The 16,875-nt window shown below is 58.8% G+C and carries 18 protein-coding genes and 1 pseudogene; 4 read left to right on the forward strand and 15 right to left on the reverse strand.

Going from position 1 to position 16,875, the window contains the following annotated elements; genetic code table 11:
• From EV672_RS18055 to EV672_RS18065, 3 genes and pseudogenes are all read left to right on the forward strand, one after another.
• Positions 1–601: pseudogene (locus EV672_RS18055) on the forward strand (hypothetical protein); the annotation flags it as partial.
• Between the two features lie 12 nt (positions 602–613).
• Positions 614–856, forward strand: a complete 243-nt coding sequence (locus EV672_RS18060) for a hypothetical protein (RefSeq protein ID WP_058087504.1) — start codon at positions 614–616, stop codon at positions 854–856.
• A 67-nt stretch (positions 857–923) separates the two neighbouring features.
• Positions 924–3,224 (forward strand): SNF2-related protein, encoded by a 2,301-nt coding sequence (locus EV672_RS18065; protein WP_133611351.1) that lies wholly within the window; start codon positions 924–926, stop codon positions 3,222–3,224.
• Between the two features lie 71 nt (positions 3,225–3,295).
• Here the strand turns inward: EV672_RS18065 and EV672_RS18070 are convergent, their stop codons facing one another.
• Together EV672_RS18070 and EV672_RS18885 are read right to left on the reverse strand one after the other, a co-directional pair.
• The gene (locus EV672_RS18070; protein WP_133611352.1) at positions 3,296–3,685 is read right to left on the reverse strand and encodes a hypothetical protein; all 390 of its coding nucleotides are present in this window, start codon (positions 3,683–3,685) and stop codon (positions 3,296–3,298) included.
• A gap of 65 nt (positions 3,686–3,750) precedes the next feature.
• A complete protein-coding gene (locus EV672_RS18885; protein WP_200964296.1) occupies positions 3,751–4,182 on the reverse strand; it encodes a hypothetical protein in 432 nt (143 codons plus the stop codon).
• Positions 4,183–4,491: 309 nt separating this feature from the next.
• Between EV672_RS18885 and EV672_RS18080 the strand changes: the two genes are divergently transcribed.
• The gene (locus EV672_RS18080; RefSeq protein ID WP_133611353.1) at positions 4,492–4,800 is read left to right on the forward strand and encodes a hypothetical protein; all 309 of its coding nucleotides are present in this window, start codon (positions 4,492–4,494) and stop codon (positions 4,798–4,800) included.
• A gap of 149 nt (positions 4,801–4,949) precedes the next feature.
• Here the strand turns inward: EV672_RS18080 and EV672_RS18085 are convergent, their stop codons facing one another.
• From EV672_RS18085 to EV672_RS18760, 13 genes are all read right to left on the reverse strand, one after another.
• Positions 4,950–6,407, reverse strand: coding sequence for a DNA cytosine methyltransferase (locus EV672_RS18085; protein ID WP_058087500.1), 1,458 nt, complete (start codon positions 6,405–6,407; stop codon positions 4,950–4,952).
• Positions 6,404–6,619, reverse strand: coding sequence for a hypothetical protein (locus EV672_RS18090; RefSeq protein WP_133611354.1), 216 nt, complete (start codon positions 6,617–6,619; stop codon positions 6,404–6,406). Before EV672_RS18090 ends, EV672_RS18085 begins: the two co-directional genes overlap by 4 nt.
• A 126-nt stretch (positions 6,620–6,745) precedes the next feature.
• The gene (locus tag EV672_RS18095) at positions 6,746–7,195 is read right to left on the reverse strand and encodes an antirestriction protein (RefSeq protein ID WP_083505977.1); all 450 of its coding nucleotides are present in this window, start codon (positions 7,193–7,195) and stop codon (positions 6,746–6,748) included.
• Between the two features lie 85 nt (positions 7,196–7,280).
• Positions 7,281–7,673 carry a hypothetical protein gene (locus EV672_RS18100; protein ID WP_058087498.1) on the reverse strand — a complete coding sequence of 131 codons (393 nt, stop codon included), beginning with the start codon at positions 7,671–7,673 and terminating at the stop codon, positions 7,281–7,283.
• 105 nt (positions 7,674–7,778) lie between these two features.
• Positions 7,779–8,060, reverse strand: a complete 282-nt coding sequence (locus EV672_RS18105; protein WP_058087497.1) for a hypothetical protein — start codon at positions 8,058–8,060, stop codon at positions 7,779–7,781.
• A 230-nt stretch (positions 8,061–8,290) separates the two neighbouring features.
• Positions 8,291–9,694, reverse strand: a complete 1,404-nt coding sequence (dnaB, locus tag EV672_RS18110) for a replicative DNA helicase (protein WP_133611355.1) — start codon at positions 9,692–9,694, stop codon at positions 8,291–8,293.
• Between the two features lie 202 nt (positions 9,695–9,896).
• Entirely contained in the window at positions 9,897–10,682 is a 786-nt protein-coding gene (locus tag EV672_RS18115) for a CsgG/HfaB family protein (protein WP_058088758.1), read from the reverse strand.
• A gap of 19 nt (positions 10,683–10,701) precedes the next feature.
• Complete coding sequence (locus tag EV672_RS18120; RefSeq protein ID WP_160322575.1) at positions 10,702–11,691, reverse strand: S49 family peptidase; 990 nt, start codon at positions 11,689–11,691, stop codon at positions 10,702–10,704.
• A 116-nt stretch (positions 11,692–11,807) separates the two neighbouring features.
• Positions 11,808–13,778 (reverse strand): DEAD/DEAH box helicase, encoded by a 1,971-nt coding sequence (locus EV672_RS18125; RefSeq protein ID WP_083506213.1) that lies wholly within the window; start codon positions 13,776–13,778, stop codon positions 11,808–11,810.
• A gap of 9 nt (positions 13,779–13,787) precedes the next feature.
• Positions 13,788–14,762, reverse strand: coding sequence for an OmpA family protein (locus tag EV672_RS18130; protein ID WP_058088759.1), 975 nt, complete (start codon positions 14,760–14,762; stop codon positions 13,788–13,790).
• 56 nt (positions 14,763–14,818) lie between these two features.
• Entirely contained in the window at positions 14,819–15,223 is a 405-nt protein-coding gene (locus tag EV672_RS18135) for a single-stranded DNA-binding protein (RefSeq protein WP_083506214.1), read from the reverse strand.
• 104 nt (positions 15,224–15,327) lie between these two features.
• Entirely contained in the window at positions 15,328–15,864 is a 537-nt protein-coding gene (locus EV672_RS18140) for a hypothetical protein (RefSeq protein WP_133611357.1), read from the reverse strand.
• A 55-nt stretch (positions 15,865–15,919) separates the two neighbouring features.
• A partial coding sequence (locus tag EV672_RS18760; RefSeq protein WP_166643635.1) for a hypothetical protein occupies positions 15,920–16,875 on the reverse strand: 956 nt, incomplete at its 5' end.

A 16,875-nucleotide genomic window follows, 5' to 3' on the forward strand; every position in this document is an offset into this window, starting at 1 on the left:
CACTTATCCACAGCTGACCACCCTTTGGTCGGCTACCAGCCCTGGCTCAATACTGGATCGGCACAGTGGCTCAGATTTGGATCGGCGCGGACACCAGCACGCAGACAGCGTCACCAAGGTGACCACGACATTCCCCGGCCGACCAAGCAAGTTCGAAGCACTGGTAGGAGACCCTCGGCGTTTGCAGAAGATCACCTGCAGGTTGCCAAAGCAATGCCTTTTTGGTCCCCTCGTTCACGGCTGGATCTTCGACCCAGAGCTCACAACGCCAGACCGAGTCAACGGTCGAGGCTGGTTGACCTTCGACGCAGGTCACACCCCACAAATGCGCGAGGGTGCGACGTGGTCCTTGGTCAAGCACTTATCGCCAATTCCGCTGCTGGATGAATGGAAGGACTTTGTTCTCACCACCCTCCGCGAAACGCTGGTTGACGAAGAAGCAGGCCATCGATGCCTGTCCCGAACGCCAAGCATCGGACCCATTGAGCTCTCGCTGATCCAGCTCCCCTCCTCTTTCGAGACGCTGATCAGCGAATCGATTCGCAATGGGAAGTTGTTCGCGCCTACCGCAGCCGCTGAAACGGCCCGATTCTTGACCTGAGGAGGATGGCCGATGGCAGATCAACCTTGGTGGGAACCACCACCTCAGCTGCAATGGGAGGTCTACCCTGTCGACAAGAAGGGCAAGGCTTGCGGCAGCCCAGTCTACGTGCGTGCCGTCAATGAACAGCGTGCATTGGCCTGTGGCAAATACTGGCGCCGAGTCTTGTCGCTCAAGGGCGGCAAGAAGATCGTCGCCAGACGCTATTACCCAGAACGCGATCCGAGCATGAGCGCCTGGATCAAGAAAACCTGATCCTTTTCAATTTCACCCCATGGGGCCACGCCCCTGGGGACGGTGGCCCCACTTTCTTGGAGTCACCATGGAAACAGAAGCCATTCAGGCAGAAATCACCGACACCCAGCCGGAGCTCACCCTGAGCCTGCCGGACTTCATCGCCTCGTTCGGCACCGGCCTGCTGCAGGCCGTGCAAGCCCAGAACGCCCCGGTCTACAACAAGGACCCTCACCCCGATCGCGCTCTCGTGATGGAGCAGCTGCTGCGAACTCCGTTCGTCGAGCAGCAGCACGTCGTGCAGGCCTGCGCCAGGTTGCTCGTCGACGTCGGAGAACGCGCCTGCATCATCAATGGAGAGATGGGCACGGGCAAGACGATCATGGCCATCGCATTGGCGGCCGTGCTAAGCACAGCAGGCCTCAACCGCAACCTGGTGGTTTGCCCGCCCCACCTCGTCTACAAGTGGCGCCGAGAAATCAAGCAGACGGTTCCGGGAGCTGCGGTTTGGATCCTGAACGGGCCCGACACGCTCCGCAAGCTGCTGTTGCTGCGCGCCATGCAGGAGCGGCCGACCGCTCCAACATTCTTCATCATGGGGCGTGTCCGCATGCGCATGGGCTTCAATTGGAAGCCCAGCTTCACCCTCCGCACCGTGTGCGAGCGCACCGAGGCAGGCGATTTCTCCGCACAGCGGGTTGCAGCCTGCCCTCGATGCGGCCAACCTATCCACGGCGACGACCCAGAGGGCCTGCCAAGGCCTCTGAGCCCGGTGGAAGCGATGGAGGTACTCAACGTCCACCAAACGGCCTGCAAGGCCTGCGGAGAGGCCTTGTGGACCCTCTATCGCAATGGCCCGACCAGGTCCAAGGAGGAAGTGATGACCGAAGCCTTGAAGCAGATCCCCACGATCGGCGACAAGACAGCGGCCAAGCTACTCAAGATCTTCGGCTCCGATCGCATCGGCAGCATGCTCGAGGACAACGTCCACGAGTTCATCAACTTGATGGACGAGGACGGTGACCTGGTCTTCACAGACCGGCAAGCCAGACGGATGGAACGCGCCATGGCCAACAAGGAGTTCAGCTTCGGCACCGGCGGCTATCAACCCAGCGAGTTCATCAAGCGCTACCTTCCAAAAGGGTTCTTCGAGACGGTCATCGCCGACGAAGGGCACGAGTTCAAGAACGAAGGTTCCGCCCAGGGGCAAGCCTTTGGCGTGATCGCCAGTCAGTGCCGCAAGGCGATCTTGCTGACCGGCACGCTGATGGGCGGCTACGCCGATGACCTCTTCTATTTGCTCTGGCGCTTGAACCCTCAACTGATGATCGATGACGGGTTCACCGCCCGAGACGGATCGCTCACCTCGGCCAGCATGGCCTACATGCGAGAACACGGCGTGCTCAAGGACATCTACAAGGAGTCCTCCGGCGTCGATGGGCAGCGCGCCCACAGGACTGCGAAGGGCAAGACCAAGACCACCCACCGGGTGGCCAAGGCGCCCGGATTCAGTCCGGTCGGCATCATGCGCTACGTCCTTCCGCTGACCGCATTCCTGCGGCTCAAGGACATCGGTGGAAACATCCTGCCTCCCTACAAAGAGGAGATGGTTCCCATCGCCATGACGGACGACCAGGCTGCCGCTTACGCTCATCTGGCGGGGCGTCTGCAAGAGGAGCTTGCCCAGGCCATGCGTTGCGGTGACAAAACGCTGATGGGCGTGGTTCTAAATGTGTTGCTGGCCTGGCCAGACTGCGCGTTCCGGTCAGAGCTGGTCTACCACCCTCGCACCAGGGCGCTGCTGGCCAGCGCACCGCAGATCTTTGTTGATGAGCATGAGCTCAGCCCCAAGGAGGAGCGGCTGGTCAGCCTCTGCAAGGAGGCCAAGGCACGTGGACGCAGGGTGCTGGTCTACACCACCTACACAGGTGTCCGAGATACCACTTCTCGCCTGAGAAGCATCTTGGAGCTCCAGGGCTTCAAAGTCGCCGTTCTTCGCGCTGCCGTCGATGCGGCAGAGCGCGAAGACTGGATTCTTGAGAAGGTTGACCAGGGCGTCGAGGTGATCATCACCAACCCCGAACTCGTGAAAACCGGCCTGGATCTGATGGAGTTCCCAACCATCGTGTTCCTTCAATCCGGCTACAACGTCTACACACTGCAGCAGGCCGCCAGGCGCTCATGGCGCATCGGCCAACGCTGTGATGTGGAGGTGTACTTTCTTGGATTCCTGGGCACAGCACAGATCAGCTGCCTGCAGCTCATGGCCACCAAGATCGCCGTTTCTCAGTCCACGTCGGGCGAGATGCCCGAAACGGGGCTAGACGTCCTCAATGAGGGAGGTGACAGCATCGAGGTAGAACTTGCGCGCCAGCTACTGGCCGCATAACAAAAGGGCCAACCGCAAGGTTGGCCCTTTTTCTTCATACAACGCTCCGATCTCAATGAGAGCGAGGGCGCTTATAGGTTACCCGCGAGGATGCTTTGGAACGTCCCCCGAAGCCGAGTCAAGGTTGCATTCTCGGACCCCGCCGGGAGCAGGTGCAGTAAGGCCAACAGGTTCTCAGCAATGCCTTCACCGGTCACCGGATACACAGGGTTGGCAATAGCGAACATTTGGGCATCCGAAATGCGCTTGGCCAATGGGACAACGTCAAACCCAGACAACCCGCCCCCAGGAAGATTTCGCCGGAAGTCGGTGTCATATGCATCGCTGATGGTTGCTAACGGGACCAGCTCCGAGAAGGCGCCAAGCATGGCCAAGTAGTTCGCTTGCGTGATCGCTGCGTTGGGATTCTTTGCGTTGCGATAAGCATCTCTAACGTCTGTCAGTGTCTGATTCCAACTCATGTTCCATTTCCTTGGGTCAGGTGGCTGCGCAGGTCAGGCGGCTTAGGCTGCGCGTTGCGCCGTGGTCATCCACGCAGATGGACATTAAGTGCATTGCGCATGTACTGGACCGGCTCAGGCATTGGATGAGCCTTGCCCGGCTTTGTCTTGCGCTCGTGCTTCTGGTACTCACGCACGACGTTTGCCCATTCCTTTGGGTACGCGGCTTGAAATGCTTCGAGGAAGGCCTCGAAGCTGAACCCAACGGGAAGGCTACTCACCACCGCAGCAACTTTCTCAGCTTTCTTGACGATCACAGCCATCTCGATCCTCTCGCCGTTCTGTTCAGGCAGTCGTGTCATCCTGCCTGTGCCACTCGGCAACGCCTTTTCAACCTCATCGGCCGGCATGCGAATCACGCTCGTTTCGCGTGCTCGCTGCGGCCTAAGCTCGCCTTCGTTGCCTTGAGGCTTGAACCGCAGCAACAACTCGCTCAATACCTTCGCTGGCAACGCCATCGCCTTCCTTGACCAGGAAGTCGTAGGTCTCCTGCACAAGGGTAACGGACGTGCGCTTTGCAAATGCCGCCCCGCCTTTTCGTCGTCGTCCGCGAGTTTCCCCGCCGCTCGGCTTCTCCGCCTCGTTGGCCACGGCTTTCCGCGCCGCAGACTTTCGCGCGGCAGGCTCCTTGGCGGGCAGGTCTTTGTGCGTCATACGGCCTAATTCATGGAAAACAATTTAGTACGATTAAATTCTATACCGGAGGGTGCCCGCGGATCTAGAACTGCCGCAAAATGCTGCTCACATCAATTCTCAAGGAGCAGACGATGAACACGGTTGCCAAGGCACGCAAAGAAGTGATGCTCATGGGCATGGTTCTGACGTTGATCGGCTCGGCCTGCGCCGCGACGGCCGCCATGGGGGTCATCAACGCCTTTCACGGAGATACCATCCGGGCCCTGACCTCCCTCTTGCTACCAGTTTTCTTGGGCTATTGGGCGTTTGTGAGCAAGCGGGATCAGGGGAGCATTGACACCATGGTGCCCGTCTACGCATGCGTATGGCTGATGGGCCTACCGCTCGGCTTGGCTGTGCATATGGGGCGTACCCTCTTGACGGCCTCCGGCCTTTCTTGATGCGGTGGTACTGGCGGCTGGCCAGGCCTCGCTGGTCGCGTTGATTGCCAGCCCTGCGGTGCGACGGGACTCGACGCGGCTAACGAACATGGCGCTGCGCAAGACTAAATGGAAAAAGGCCGGACAGTGTCCGGCCTTTTCGTTTCAAGTCATCCCGTCACAGCCCTTGCTGGTGATCGGTTGACCCCTGGTCTGAGATCAAACGCATGACGCGCATTTGAACGAGCGTCCTTGGCCCAGTCTTTCAGCGCACCGGCGAGAACCTCGAAGAGCCAGGCTACTGGCTCAACCGCAATGGACTGTCCCAGCGCCTGATGGCCCGCCGTGAACGAAAGCCCATCAACCAGGTGCTCTGGCACACCCTTGAACCTCGCATGCTCTGCCACAGTGAATTGGCGTCGCAGTTCTGGTTTGGATGGGTGCTGCAGGAGCGGATCTGTCGATCCCGCCTTCTGGTAGCCTTTCCGAAGCGTAGGAACCTCTATGGAGTGAGCTTCAACGACCTGAGGGCTGAAGCCATTCCCAACCAGGGCATCACGATCAGCCTTCTCACCGATGTAGGCGAATGATCGCCAGCTCGGGTCGTCCAGCGGCACAGGATCCAACAGCTCCCCCACGTAGCGCGCCGGCGGACGGAACCGCTGCAGATGAAGCTCCAAGGCATGTTGCACATCCAACTCGATGCCGCATGTAACTGCGACCAAGAACCACCTTGTCCGTCCTTCCATCGCGCCAAAGGCCGTGGCCTCGAGCACGACTTCGTGGACGTCGTAAGCCATGTCTCTCAACATTAACCTCAGGATGGCAGCGCTCGCTTCGTTGGCGTAGCTCGTGACGTTCTCCAGCATGAATGCAATCGGCTGGCAGCTTTGTACCACCCCAATTGCAGGCGCCACCAGGTGCCCCACCTCGGGATGATCTTCCATGCACCCAAGTCGACGCTTTGCCTTTCCGGCCCGGCTTGCACCGGAACATGGCAAGCCAGCTTCGACCAGGTCGACCAAGCCGATACGCCTAAGCAATGCCCCATCCTGCACAACCTCCTGCAAGGGGGCCGCAATGCCCATCGTTTCCTGTGACCAGGCGTCATTCCTTTCGCACGCTTGGTCAATCCAGCGCGCGTCGAGCTCGACGGCGGCCACAAGCCTGAGCGCCATACCTTTCCGAGCAAAGCCAAGGTGAGCCGCTTTGGCCATGACACCGATCCCATGAGCAAGGCTGGCAGAGCTAATCCAGCCCTGGGCCTCACACGTCAGCAAGCGCCGCAGGCGGGCGATCCTGGCCAACTCGCTGGCAAGCGGGCTGATCAGCACACGATCCGCATAGAGCTCGATCCGCACGGCCATGCCGGCCGGGAACGAGCGCAGCACCTCTCTGCCATTGATGTCTATGACCGATTCCTCGGCGTCCGCTCTCTTGCGAGAACTGGTCTTGCGCTCACCGCCAGAAGCCAGCACGAGCTCGATGCAGCAACGCTGCACGTCGAGCTGAAGATCGAATCTTGAGCCGGGTCGGAACCCTGTGGCGCGCAGCAGCGGACCGTCGAGGAAAATCCGTGGAGCACCGCGATTCAGCCCCACAGATCGGACCAGATAGTGAAGCATCATGGCTGCGCTCCTTGACGATTGGCGGCGCGCCGGTCGCGCTCCAAAATTCGGCTAAGCCGCCGCTGAAAATCGTCATCCGACAGCGTGCCTTGCTGCCTCTGCAACTCCATGTCGTTGACGACATCTTGCAGATGCGCCGGAACCTCGGCTTGCTCGGGTATCGATGTCGACCTGGTTGAATCACCCACGCGAACGTCTCGACGGTTGGTCATGTTGAGTTCCTCATGAAAGAGGCGCCCCCTCTGGCATTGGCCAGTGAGGACGCCTGAAGTTGACGCAGCCACGATGGGCCACAGTGCGAGATAGCGGCCCGGGCCTCTGCCCGAGAACGCCTAGCTTTAATCGGTGGCCAGGTAAATTTGGGAGCCTTCCGGGTGTACGACGAGTACCTCACGCAACTTGTGATAGTTCTCCGCGCAGGTATCCGTTCGATCGTGGAAGCTCATCTCGCTCAATGCACATAGCGTCACGATGATTCCGGCTGCATGAGCGCTGACGCGCCCCTCGTACCCGTTGCCGTGCCACTTCAGTTCAAAGTTCTCGGCACCTGTTGGCACCATGTAAACGGCCCCATTAGCCAGCTCGTAGTAGTCCCAGAAGCCGCCGCCGTAGGCGCTACACATCGCGCTCATGAAGTTGTAGACGGCGTGCTCTCCTCTGATCATGAGACGCTCACCAAACAGCTTGGGGAGCATGGCAAGTCGACGCTCCTCAGGGACGTGCGTGGCATGCCACGCTTCTGGGTTCAGTGTGGCCATGGGCTGGCCTTGTTCAACGGTATCTTGCATATTGGCCTCAGAAATGAAAAAAGGCCGTGCGACGGGCCAGAGGCTCCGGTCGCAACGACCTTGGGTTTTAAGGATGCGGTTGGACTTACCGCAGGGTGGTCTCGCCAGGCAAGCCTGGTCGGCCCGTTTTCCGAACGTAGTTCACGGCGATCAGCGCCTCGTACTCCATCAACGGCTCCAGCAGCACGAACTGGTCGTACATGCGCTCGCGCAGACGATCTCCCTTCCGTCCTTCCGGGCGGATGAAATCAAGGCGAGCTTGGAAGTTTCGGTACACCCATCGATCAGGAATGACCGCCACATGCGAGCACACGAAGTGCGTCACACGCATGGACATGGGCGAGCCTTTAATGAGGGAGCTGTCGACGCTGAAAATAGCCCCGTTGTGGTTCTCGAGGAGAGGCTCATCGAGACGGGACGTGCCGTAGCAGACTGCGTAGTAAATCCTGTCGCGGATCTCGAATGAATCCACGAACAAGCAGTAATGCGGGTGAGGACCCGGCCTGCTAGGGCGATCGACGTAGGGAAACGAACACTTGAGAACCGACCCACGAACAAAGTTCGTGGCGGCCATCGCAGGACCTTAGCTACTGGAGCCTGCGATAGGCTTCGCACCACCGAAAGGCGTGAGTGCGATCTTCGCGGTACGAGCGCGGGCTGCCAGACGTTCTTCGAGCTTGGCAGCCAGGCCGTCGAGCGCGCTCATGGGCACAGAAGTATCCACGATACCGGTCACACCATCTGGCGTGCGGAACACACGAACCTCTTTGTCGCCTTGGCGAATGATCTTATCCATGAACAGATAGTACCTTCGTATGACCTGCCTTGCCAACTGCACAAGGTATTTGATCAGGATGATAGACATGGGATCTCCAATAAAAACGGAGCCCGCACGTGACCCCTGAGGGGCGTGACGAGCCCCAGGGGGTTGATGAAACTTCAAATACCGCAAGCGGTACCCATGGTTTTTCAGAAGCCAAACCATGTGCAAGGCGCTGCGTGACGTGCAGCGAACGAGCTGATTAACCTCAGCCGGTGGATTTCGCATTAGTCTACAGAAAGACGCCCTCACAAGGAAGGCGGCTCAAAGGGCACTCAGATCGTCTGCAAATTCACAAACTTGGTCTGAGGTTTGAGGAATCCTAGCTTGACCGTTCCGACAGGACCGTTGCGTTGCTTTGCAAGAATGATCTCTGCAACCCCGGGCTCGCTCGATTCCTTGTTGTAGTAGTCGTCGCGGTAAATGAACATGATGACGTCGGCATCCTGCTCGATGGCCCCCGACTCTCGCAGGTCAGACATCATCGGGCGCTTGTCAGGGCGGCTCTCCACTGCACGGTTGAGTTGTGAGAGCGCGATGACAGGGCATTGAAGCTCTTTCGCAAGCGCTTTCAGTCCTCGCGACACCTCGCCCAACATGGTCGCCCGGTTCTCTTGCGCAGCCCCACCACTTGCCGCTTCACCACCAGCCATCAGCTGCAAGTAGTCCACGATGATCAGTCCCAGCTTTCCTCCGCACTCGCGCGCTTTGCGGCGAGCTCGCGCACGCAGCTCATTGGCTGACAAAGCGCCTGTCTCATCGATGAACATCTGGGCTTTGATGAGCCGTTCAGTCGTCTCGCTCAGACGGGACCATTCGTCATCGCTCAGCGTGCCTGCCCGCAGATTCGACTGGTCTATCCGAGCAGAAGACCCGATCATGCGAAGCGCGAGCTGACCACCCCCCATCTCCATCGAAAACACGGCCACGGGCAACCCGAGGTTGACTGCGACGTGTTCACCAATGTTGAGCGCCAAGGCGGTCTTCCCCATGGAAGGGCGCGCAGCCAAGACGATGAGGTCCCCGTCCTGCAAACCTGACGTTTGTTTGTCGAGGTCGGCAAGACCAGTGCTGAGCCCCGTCAACGCCACGCCCCCCTTGTCCGCGTTGGCCATGATTCCATCAATGGCCTCAGCGATCAGGCTGTCCAGAGGGCTCCAGATCTTGGCATGCCGAGACCCTTGCTCAGCAATCTTCAGAGCCTTCGATTCGAACTCATCGAGGATCTGAGTGACAGAGCGACCATCTGGCTGCAGGGCACTTGCGATCGCTTCATCGCTGACAGCAATCATCTTGCGCAGCACCGATCGCTCTCTCACGATCTCCGCGTAGCGCCGTATGTTCGCAGCACTGGGCACACTCTGGGCCAATGAGTTGAGATAGCCTAGCCCTCCGCACTCGTCCCCTGTTCCAGACGACTTCAAGCGCTCGTACACGGTGATCACATCGGCAGGCTTCGTCGCATTGATCAACTCTGCCAACGCCCCGTAGATCAGCCGGTGCTCATGTCGGTAGAAGTCGTGCTCCAGCAGCAAATCGGCGGCATGGTCCCAAGCGGTGTTGTCGAGCAGCAAACCACCAAGCACACTCTGTTCAGCCTCGATCGAATGAGGCGGCACACGCAGAGCACTCAACTGTGCATCGTCTTGTTCTATGTGTCTCTGGGGCACAGCTTTCATGTCTGACCTCGTTTACTGAGGTCCTATTTTGGTATTACTAAATAAATTCGTCAAGCACATTGATGAGTTGCTGCAGTGAAGCATCCTTGGGGGCGCCGAACTTATCCACAGAAACTGTGGATAAGCGCTGCGATCACATCGAACTCCCCGCAGGAAGCGCCACCCAGAACTCGGCATGCTCCACAAATGAGCAACAGGCCGATCACTTCGCAGCTTGAGCCAACGGGCTCACGAGCTCCACATCTTTCGCGCCGCTGGCGTCCACCAGTGTGCGAGAGGTAAACGAGGCGACGCGTACCAGAACATCACGCACGACCTCTTCCATAGGCGTGCCTTTGATAGTGGACATGCCGCCCAATGCGCCAATGCCGGCAAAGCCTGCTGCGCCCCAGCTCGTGCTCGACGTTTCGTTATTGCCAGTGAACGTCCGGGCCTGCAAAACCTTTGCGCGATTGACGTCGATCACTTTGATGTCGAGCCCGAGATCCGCCGTCTTCGTCGTCGTCGAGATCGCCCCAAGGATCGGGATATAGCCGCCAGCGAACTGCTTCTTCTCTGTCACCATGTTGATGGACGTGATGGCCCCGCTGATCATGAAGTCAGCCTGCTGAACCTCCACCTTCTTGCCGACAAGTGCAAGCTCCTTGTTGAGCTCATCCAGTGCCTCGCGCTCCTGGATCTCAAAGCACCCCGTTTCCTTGAGAACAGTCGTCAGCATGGCCGACATGCCCTCGCCTACGCCAGGAAAACTCACCGAAGAATTGCCGGAGGCCAAGGCCGCCAGCGCCATAAGGCCGCCGGCGCCGGAGTCCTTGCCTGTAGCCTGACACGAGGCCGACTTGCAGGCCAGTTGTCCCACCATCACGGAGGCGATGGGCTTGGAGCACCGCGGCAAATCGTAGTCTTTCTCTGCTGTTTCGGTCTTGTCAGCACTGGCGGCGCCAGCAGCAAACATCAAGGCCAAAGCCCAAAGTGTGCTTGTCTTCATCTTCAATCCCCAAGTTGGTTCATTTGAACTTCACGCCATCGACGTTGGCCTGCAGACGCAGCGTGGTCTGAGTGACCACCCCCGTCAACCATTCGCTTGCAGTGGCCACGAAAGGCATGCCGTGCTCGCGAGGGCCAAAGTCTTTGATGGGAAGGTTCCATCGCTTCGCAACGACGGAATCCAGCGTTCCCAGCTCGTCCACGACGCCAATTTCCTTCGCTGTCGGACCAGGCCACACCCCACCATTTCCGTAGTCTATGCCGGGCTTGAGCTTGCTCCCGCGCTTCGCACGCATCTCTTCGTTGAAGCGCTTTCCCATGCCCACCACGAGCTCCCGCGCCTCGGCATCGGCCTTGTCCGACATCGGGATATAGGGATTGAGCATGCTCTTGAGCTCACCCGACGCGTACACGCGGCGGCTGACGTCGTACTTGGCCAGGACCTGGTGCACGTCCCAGCCCTCCATCACGGCACCGATCGAACCGACGATGCTGTAGCGTCCGGCGTAGATGGTGTCCGCATGCATGGCCACCAGATAGGCGGCAGAGGTGCCCAGCGTGTTGATAACCGCGACGAAGGGCTTGGGATTATTCTTGCGCAGATCGGCAACTACATCATTTATTCGCTCGGACTCGATGGGCGCTCCGCCAGGGCTATCGATGCTCAACACCACAGCCTTGACGTTCTCCGATTCGAATGCACGCCGCAGAGCGGGAAGCACTCGATCAGCGGAGGCCGGAGCCCCTGCCTCGATTGGCCCATCAAGATGCACCACGCCCACGACCGGACCAGACGAGAAGCTCCAACCTAAAAAAGGGTTGGGCATGAACAACAAGGCCGGTGCCGTCACCATGAGCACGTACAGGGATGTGCGAATGATGCTTGCTCGCCGCTCACTCTTGCGGTCGGCAAGCAGCGCCTGCACGAGGCCTGGAACAGCGTCTTGGTCATTTGCATGGATCTGCGTTTCGCTTGTTGGCTTTCGCCACATGCGGTTCAAGAAAGACATGAGAGGTTCTCCGTTGTTGCTCAGCCATGAGCTGGCTGTGTGCTGTGGAGCTCTTCTGTCACCACCTTTTTCTTCGGATCCTGGATGGTCGCCAACGCACCGTCCACCTTCAAAGCTCATGCTGTCACCGCCACTCGCAGAGCCTCGACAACATCGTCCTCGATCTCTTCCTTGGAGTTCAGCAACGCCATCACCTGTTCGTCCAGCGTTCCAGCGATGATCGGGATCATGACAAAGACATCGCTGGTGTTCCCGCTGCGATATGCGCGATCCTCCGACTGCCGCTTTAGCGCATTGGTCCACGGCAGGCTCATGAGGAACACGTAGTTGGCACGTGTCAGCGTTAGGCCGACGCCAGCGGCCTTTGATGTGCCGATGAGCACCTGGACGTCACGGTCGTTCTGCAGCGCATCCACGGCCTTCATGCGCTGCTTGGGGCTGTGTGCACCAATGATCGAAACCGCCTTGATCCCGACATCCGCCAGGGCCTTCACCAACATGTCCACCGTCTCGGTGAACTCAACGAAGATCAAGGCCTTCTGGTCGTATGGCAGGGCCTGGATGGACTCGACGATAAAGTCGACCTTGAGATGCTCAAGGTGCTCCCGAAGCTTCATCAGCTTGGGCATCGTTTGCATCGTGGCGTCCTTGAGGATCCTCTCGTAGGAGGCCAACCCTCCAGCCAGGTTCACATACCGGACTTGCTCGATCTTCTTGCCAAGATCGGTCAGCACGTCCTTGCCACGTCGAAGCATCCAGTCGCGGATCTGGTCGGCCAGTTCACCGCGATTTGCAGAGCTGCCTGCGTACCGTTTGCGGAACTCCTTCAAGCCGAGCTCGCCGAGCGGGTGCCCAGACAAGCGCAAAAGGGTATGCATCTCGACTTCACGGTTGAGGATGGGCGTGCCCGTCAGCAGAAAGCGCCTCTTGATCCGCTCGGCAAGCAGGAAGGCATTGCGTGTGCGCCCGGCCTGGTACTCCTTGAGGTTGTGTGCCTCGTCCACCAGCATGCATGCCAGAGGCAGGTCCGTGGCCTTCACAAGGCCCGCCAGGCGCTCATAGTTCGCGACAATCCACCGTGCCTTGGCGCACTCCTCCAAGGAGTGTTCACCGATGAAGGCAACCTGCTCATCTGGGAATACCGCGTTGATCTCGCGCTGCCAGTTGATGCACAAGCTGGCAGGGCACACCACCAACACAATCTCATCTCCGGCAACAAGCCTGGCTGCAACGGCCGCTTGCCGAGACTTGCCGAGCCCCATGTCGTCACCCAGCAGCGCAGCTGACCGCTCAGCCAGGAAACGAACCCCCTCAACTTGGTAACTACGCAGGCTGCACTTCTTTGCCAAGTAGCGCAGTGCAACATCGTCCACCTGTAGCTTTGCCATGGGCGTACCGATGGCCGACAAGAAGCCATTGCCGACCAGTTCGCCGGGCTCCCGCGCCCCGCCTCCACCAAAGGGAGGTGGGGCTCCTGGGACAGTGATTGGAACCTCTGACTTTGACCTGGCGACCAACTGCTCCAGTCGCATGTGGTGCTCGTGGACGAATACAAATTCTTCGCGAATGCCAGCCACTCTCTCAAGGACCTGCAGGATCTCCTGCTTCGTTCTGGCGACCTCCCATGCGTTCGCATACTTGTGAAACTTCCCCCCCAGCTCCCGCATGGCCTGAGCTGCCAGAGCATCAAACTCGAAGGTGCACGCAAAACGCCCGTCCTCCAGGGGGATCAACTGGGCGTCCAAAAGCTCAGTGAAGAAGTCTGGCTGCTTGTTCAGCCAAGCCACTGCGCCCTTGTCACGCAGATCGTCGAGCGAGAAGCTCAGGTCGACAGGCGCGTTCTCTCGCACCTGCTCCATGGCCTCCCTGGCCTGGGCGACTGGGACCACCCACATCCGCCGAAAGCGGCTCCAGGCAAAGCCCGCTTTCTTCATGACGGTGTTCACGCCCTCGGCATACTGGAGGTTGAAGCCCAGGCGCAGGCCATCGCACACCGCTCTGACCACCAACGATGGCCTGAACGGCGTGACCGGCGTGAAGGGTGGTGCGGCCGAGCCAGGCTCAGCCGCAACCTGTAGATCGCTCATGTGCAGCGATCAATCGTGGGCCACGGTCGGAAACCGAACCTCGATGTCGACACGACGCAGCTGCGCGGTAGCTGCGTCCAGCTTCTCCGGAGCGACCCAGCACTTGTCACAGGCCTGTGCTCGAATCTTGTCCGGCTTGATGCCCAGCCGCTTCAGCTGAACGGCCACAGAGTCCGCACGCGCCTGCGCAAGACGAGCATTCATTGCCGGCTGCCCCGTTGGATCAGCGCGACCGATCAATCTGATGCTGGCGGCATCGCGCAATCGAGGGACGAGGGCTCGTAGCTCGGCCAAGCCATCAAGCCCGAGTTGCGATCTCGCGTAAGCGAAATGCACCGATGCCTCAATGAGTTCCGGCTGCACCAGCACCTGCTTCGCGGCTTCCCGAACCTCGGGTGTTCCTGCCACAGCCAATGTCGATCCGCTCATTTTTCCTGATGGAGCACCAGACGCTGCCCCAGCCTCGGCCACTGCCTCGACACGCGCCACATGGCGCGTGAAGGGCTCAGCCAGCAGCCGCGCGGGCTGAGGTCGAGCAATAGGAAGTTCCTGATGCAAACCGGGCTCAACGAAGTAGCTGTACCGCGGCGAGCTGAAGCTACCGTCATGAGAGGAGGCACAGCCAGCAACCACGGCAGCCGCTGCCACAGCCATAGGAACCGCGAAGGGCTTCAAACCGCTGCGCCCCAGGCCAAGCGAGCACTGCTGGCTCAAGGAAGGCAAGGCATAGCAAACCTGACCTTGCCATAGCCAGCTTCGGACGTTGCCTGTGGCCAGCAGCCCCAGCAACGCCCGCACCACTCGCCGCAGATGCACCGCATCTTCCAACTCACCACCTTGAGGATGACGAGCTCGGAGGTAGGACACGGATTGCTGCAGGACCTCGGCCGCACCGACCAGTGGGCCATGACGGCGAAGGCAGCTCAAGATGGCATGGATGTAGGCAGCATCACGCTCCATGCTCCAGCGCTTGATGGTGTTCATGTCGATACTCGATGAAGGTGAAGATCGGCCACCGCCTGACGGCGGTGGCACCACGCTCAGGCCGCCTGCTGATCAGAGGTCGAGGCTTCACGCTTCTGTCGAAACTCGATGCGGTCGATGCGATAGGGCACCAGGCCCACAGCCGCAGCGTTGATCTGCACTTGGTAATGGTTCTGTCCGTCCTTCTGCCAAGTCTGGATCGTTTGCGTGCCGATGATGATCAAACGGCAACCTGCCTTGAAATGACGAGCGATTTCTTCGCCCAGTTTTTCGTTCCACACCGAGACCTGCACCGGCTCGGACTTTTGCTCGTCCTGCACCAGTTGATCGTTGTCATCCCGCTTGTACACATCGGCCATGACCCGAAACTCGGTAACTGTGGTGTCCTCACCGCGAACCTTGACGATCCGACGTTCGGGATTGGTCAGCATGTTGCCAATAACGGTAGATTCGATACCCATTTTCTGCTCCAGTTTGTTTTCCTCATTGGAGCCTTGTCAAGAACACATCTGGGTCAGCCTCATTGAGCCGCCTCTTTTGAATTAACCACTACAGAATCAGATTCTTATTGCCCAATTTTCTTACTCAGAAACTTGCTGCCACCAGGATGCTCACCGCCAACCAAAACCTTTCGTTCGAGCTCGACAACATCGATCGCCTTACTCTCCAGCTTCAGCCAATCCTCAAGCACAAGAGGCTCGAATCCCCCAGCCTCTCTAACCTTTTTCTGCAAATCCACATAAGCCTGCACCAGAACTGGCTCATATTGAGCAAGCAGGGAATCTATGTAATCGAAATGGGAAGCAGGAAAGCCTGAATACCCAACAATCACCCACCCTGAAATCAACCCAGAAATCAGCCCGACGACTGCACCAGAAAGAAACGTATCAAGCACCTTCAAGTAAAGCAAGGCCCCTCCGACAATTGCCCCACCGAAGACAAAGCCAATCATGGCGGCAACCATTCTCGGTGATGGCAGACCTCTTTTGAGGTTGCCAACCGCAACCTCCAATTCGAATAGCTGCCCACGTTTCATTGCCAGCGTATCGCCCCCCATTTTGCGGCAAGCCTTCACGCCACTGGCATATCCCTCATCGCTCATCCACTTCTCTCTAATCATTGGACCACCATATTAGTTGATTTCGATAACGGTCAATTCAAAGCAGATCCAAAGCCTGCTCCAACCTCTTTGCCGTCTTTATTTCATACCTAACAGATTGCTCCCGGGCATTTAGAACTGCGGCACGGATGTTCGCCTCACGATACCACTGCGCAGATGCCGGCGCCAGGTACGCAAGCAGCGGCACGATTTTCTCCCATCGCGAATGTGCGCCACCAGTCATGCGCCAGCGCAAACTTTTGGCCCCACGCTTGGTGATGCTGTAGATGTCGAGCGACCACGGCGACTCATCCGAAATCAAGTCCTTGCTCTCTTGCCGCAGCAACTCCATCTCACTGTGCACATCCACGAGCCTCTTTTCCGCAGACGACAACCACTGGCGCACGGCATGCGCCTTACCCTTTAAGGGCCCTTTATAAGAATCCATTGTTTGACAAGTTTGCTGTTGCATTTGTTGATGACTTTGAACTTCATGCTGATTAGGAGATAGCTGCCGCAGGTCATGCCGCCCATCACTGCTGCCGCAGGTCCCTTTCATCCCACACGGCCCTTTCAGCCCACACTGCCGCACTTCAAAAGTGCTGGCCCGGCCCGGGCCACCCCTCTCTGGCATCACATCTGTCCGAATTTCTTTGGATGTGACCACATTCCAGGTGTCTGCAAAGCTGGCCCGGCCCGGGCCAGCCTGTGCGACAGGCGCATGAGCCAGCCCATCCACGGCTGCGGCAGGAACGGTGCTTTCAGCTTCAACCCGGGTGGCCCGGCCCGGGTCACCCGCGACCGAGCACCGTGCTCGGCCATAGACACACAACAAACTGAGGCCTGCTAAGCCAGAGGACGCCTGAATGGCCGTGGCAATCAAATTACTTTTGGCATTCATCGCGTTCAAACAAACAAAGGAAGGTCTGCAAAACCTTCGCATGCAGCCCTGAATGTGAGACAGTATCAGCATGAAGCAGATGAGCCTGAGCACCACTGGATTTGAACGCAAGA

This window comes from Aquabacterium commune, assembly GCF_004362855.1.
GTDB lineage: Bacteria > Pseudomonadota > Gammaproteobacteria > Burkholderiales > Burkholderiaceae_C > Aquabacterium > Aquabacterium commune.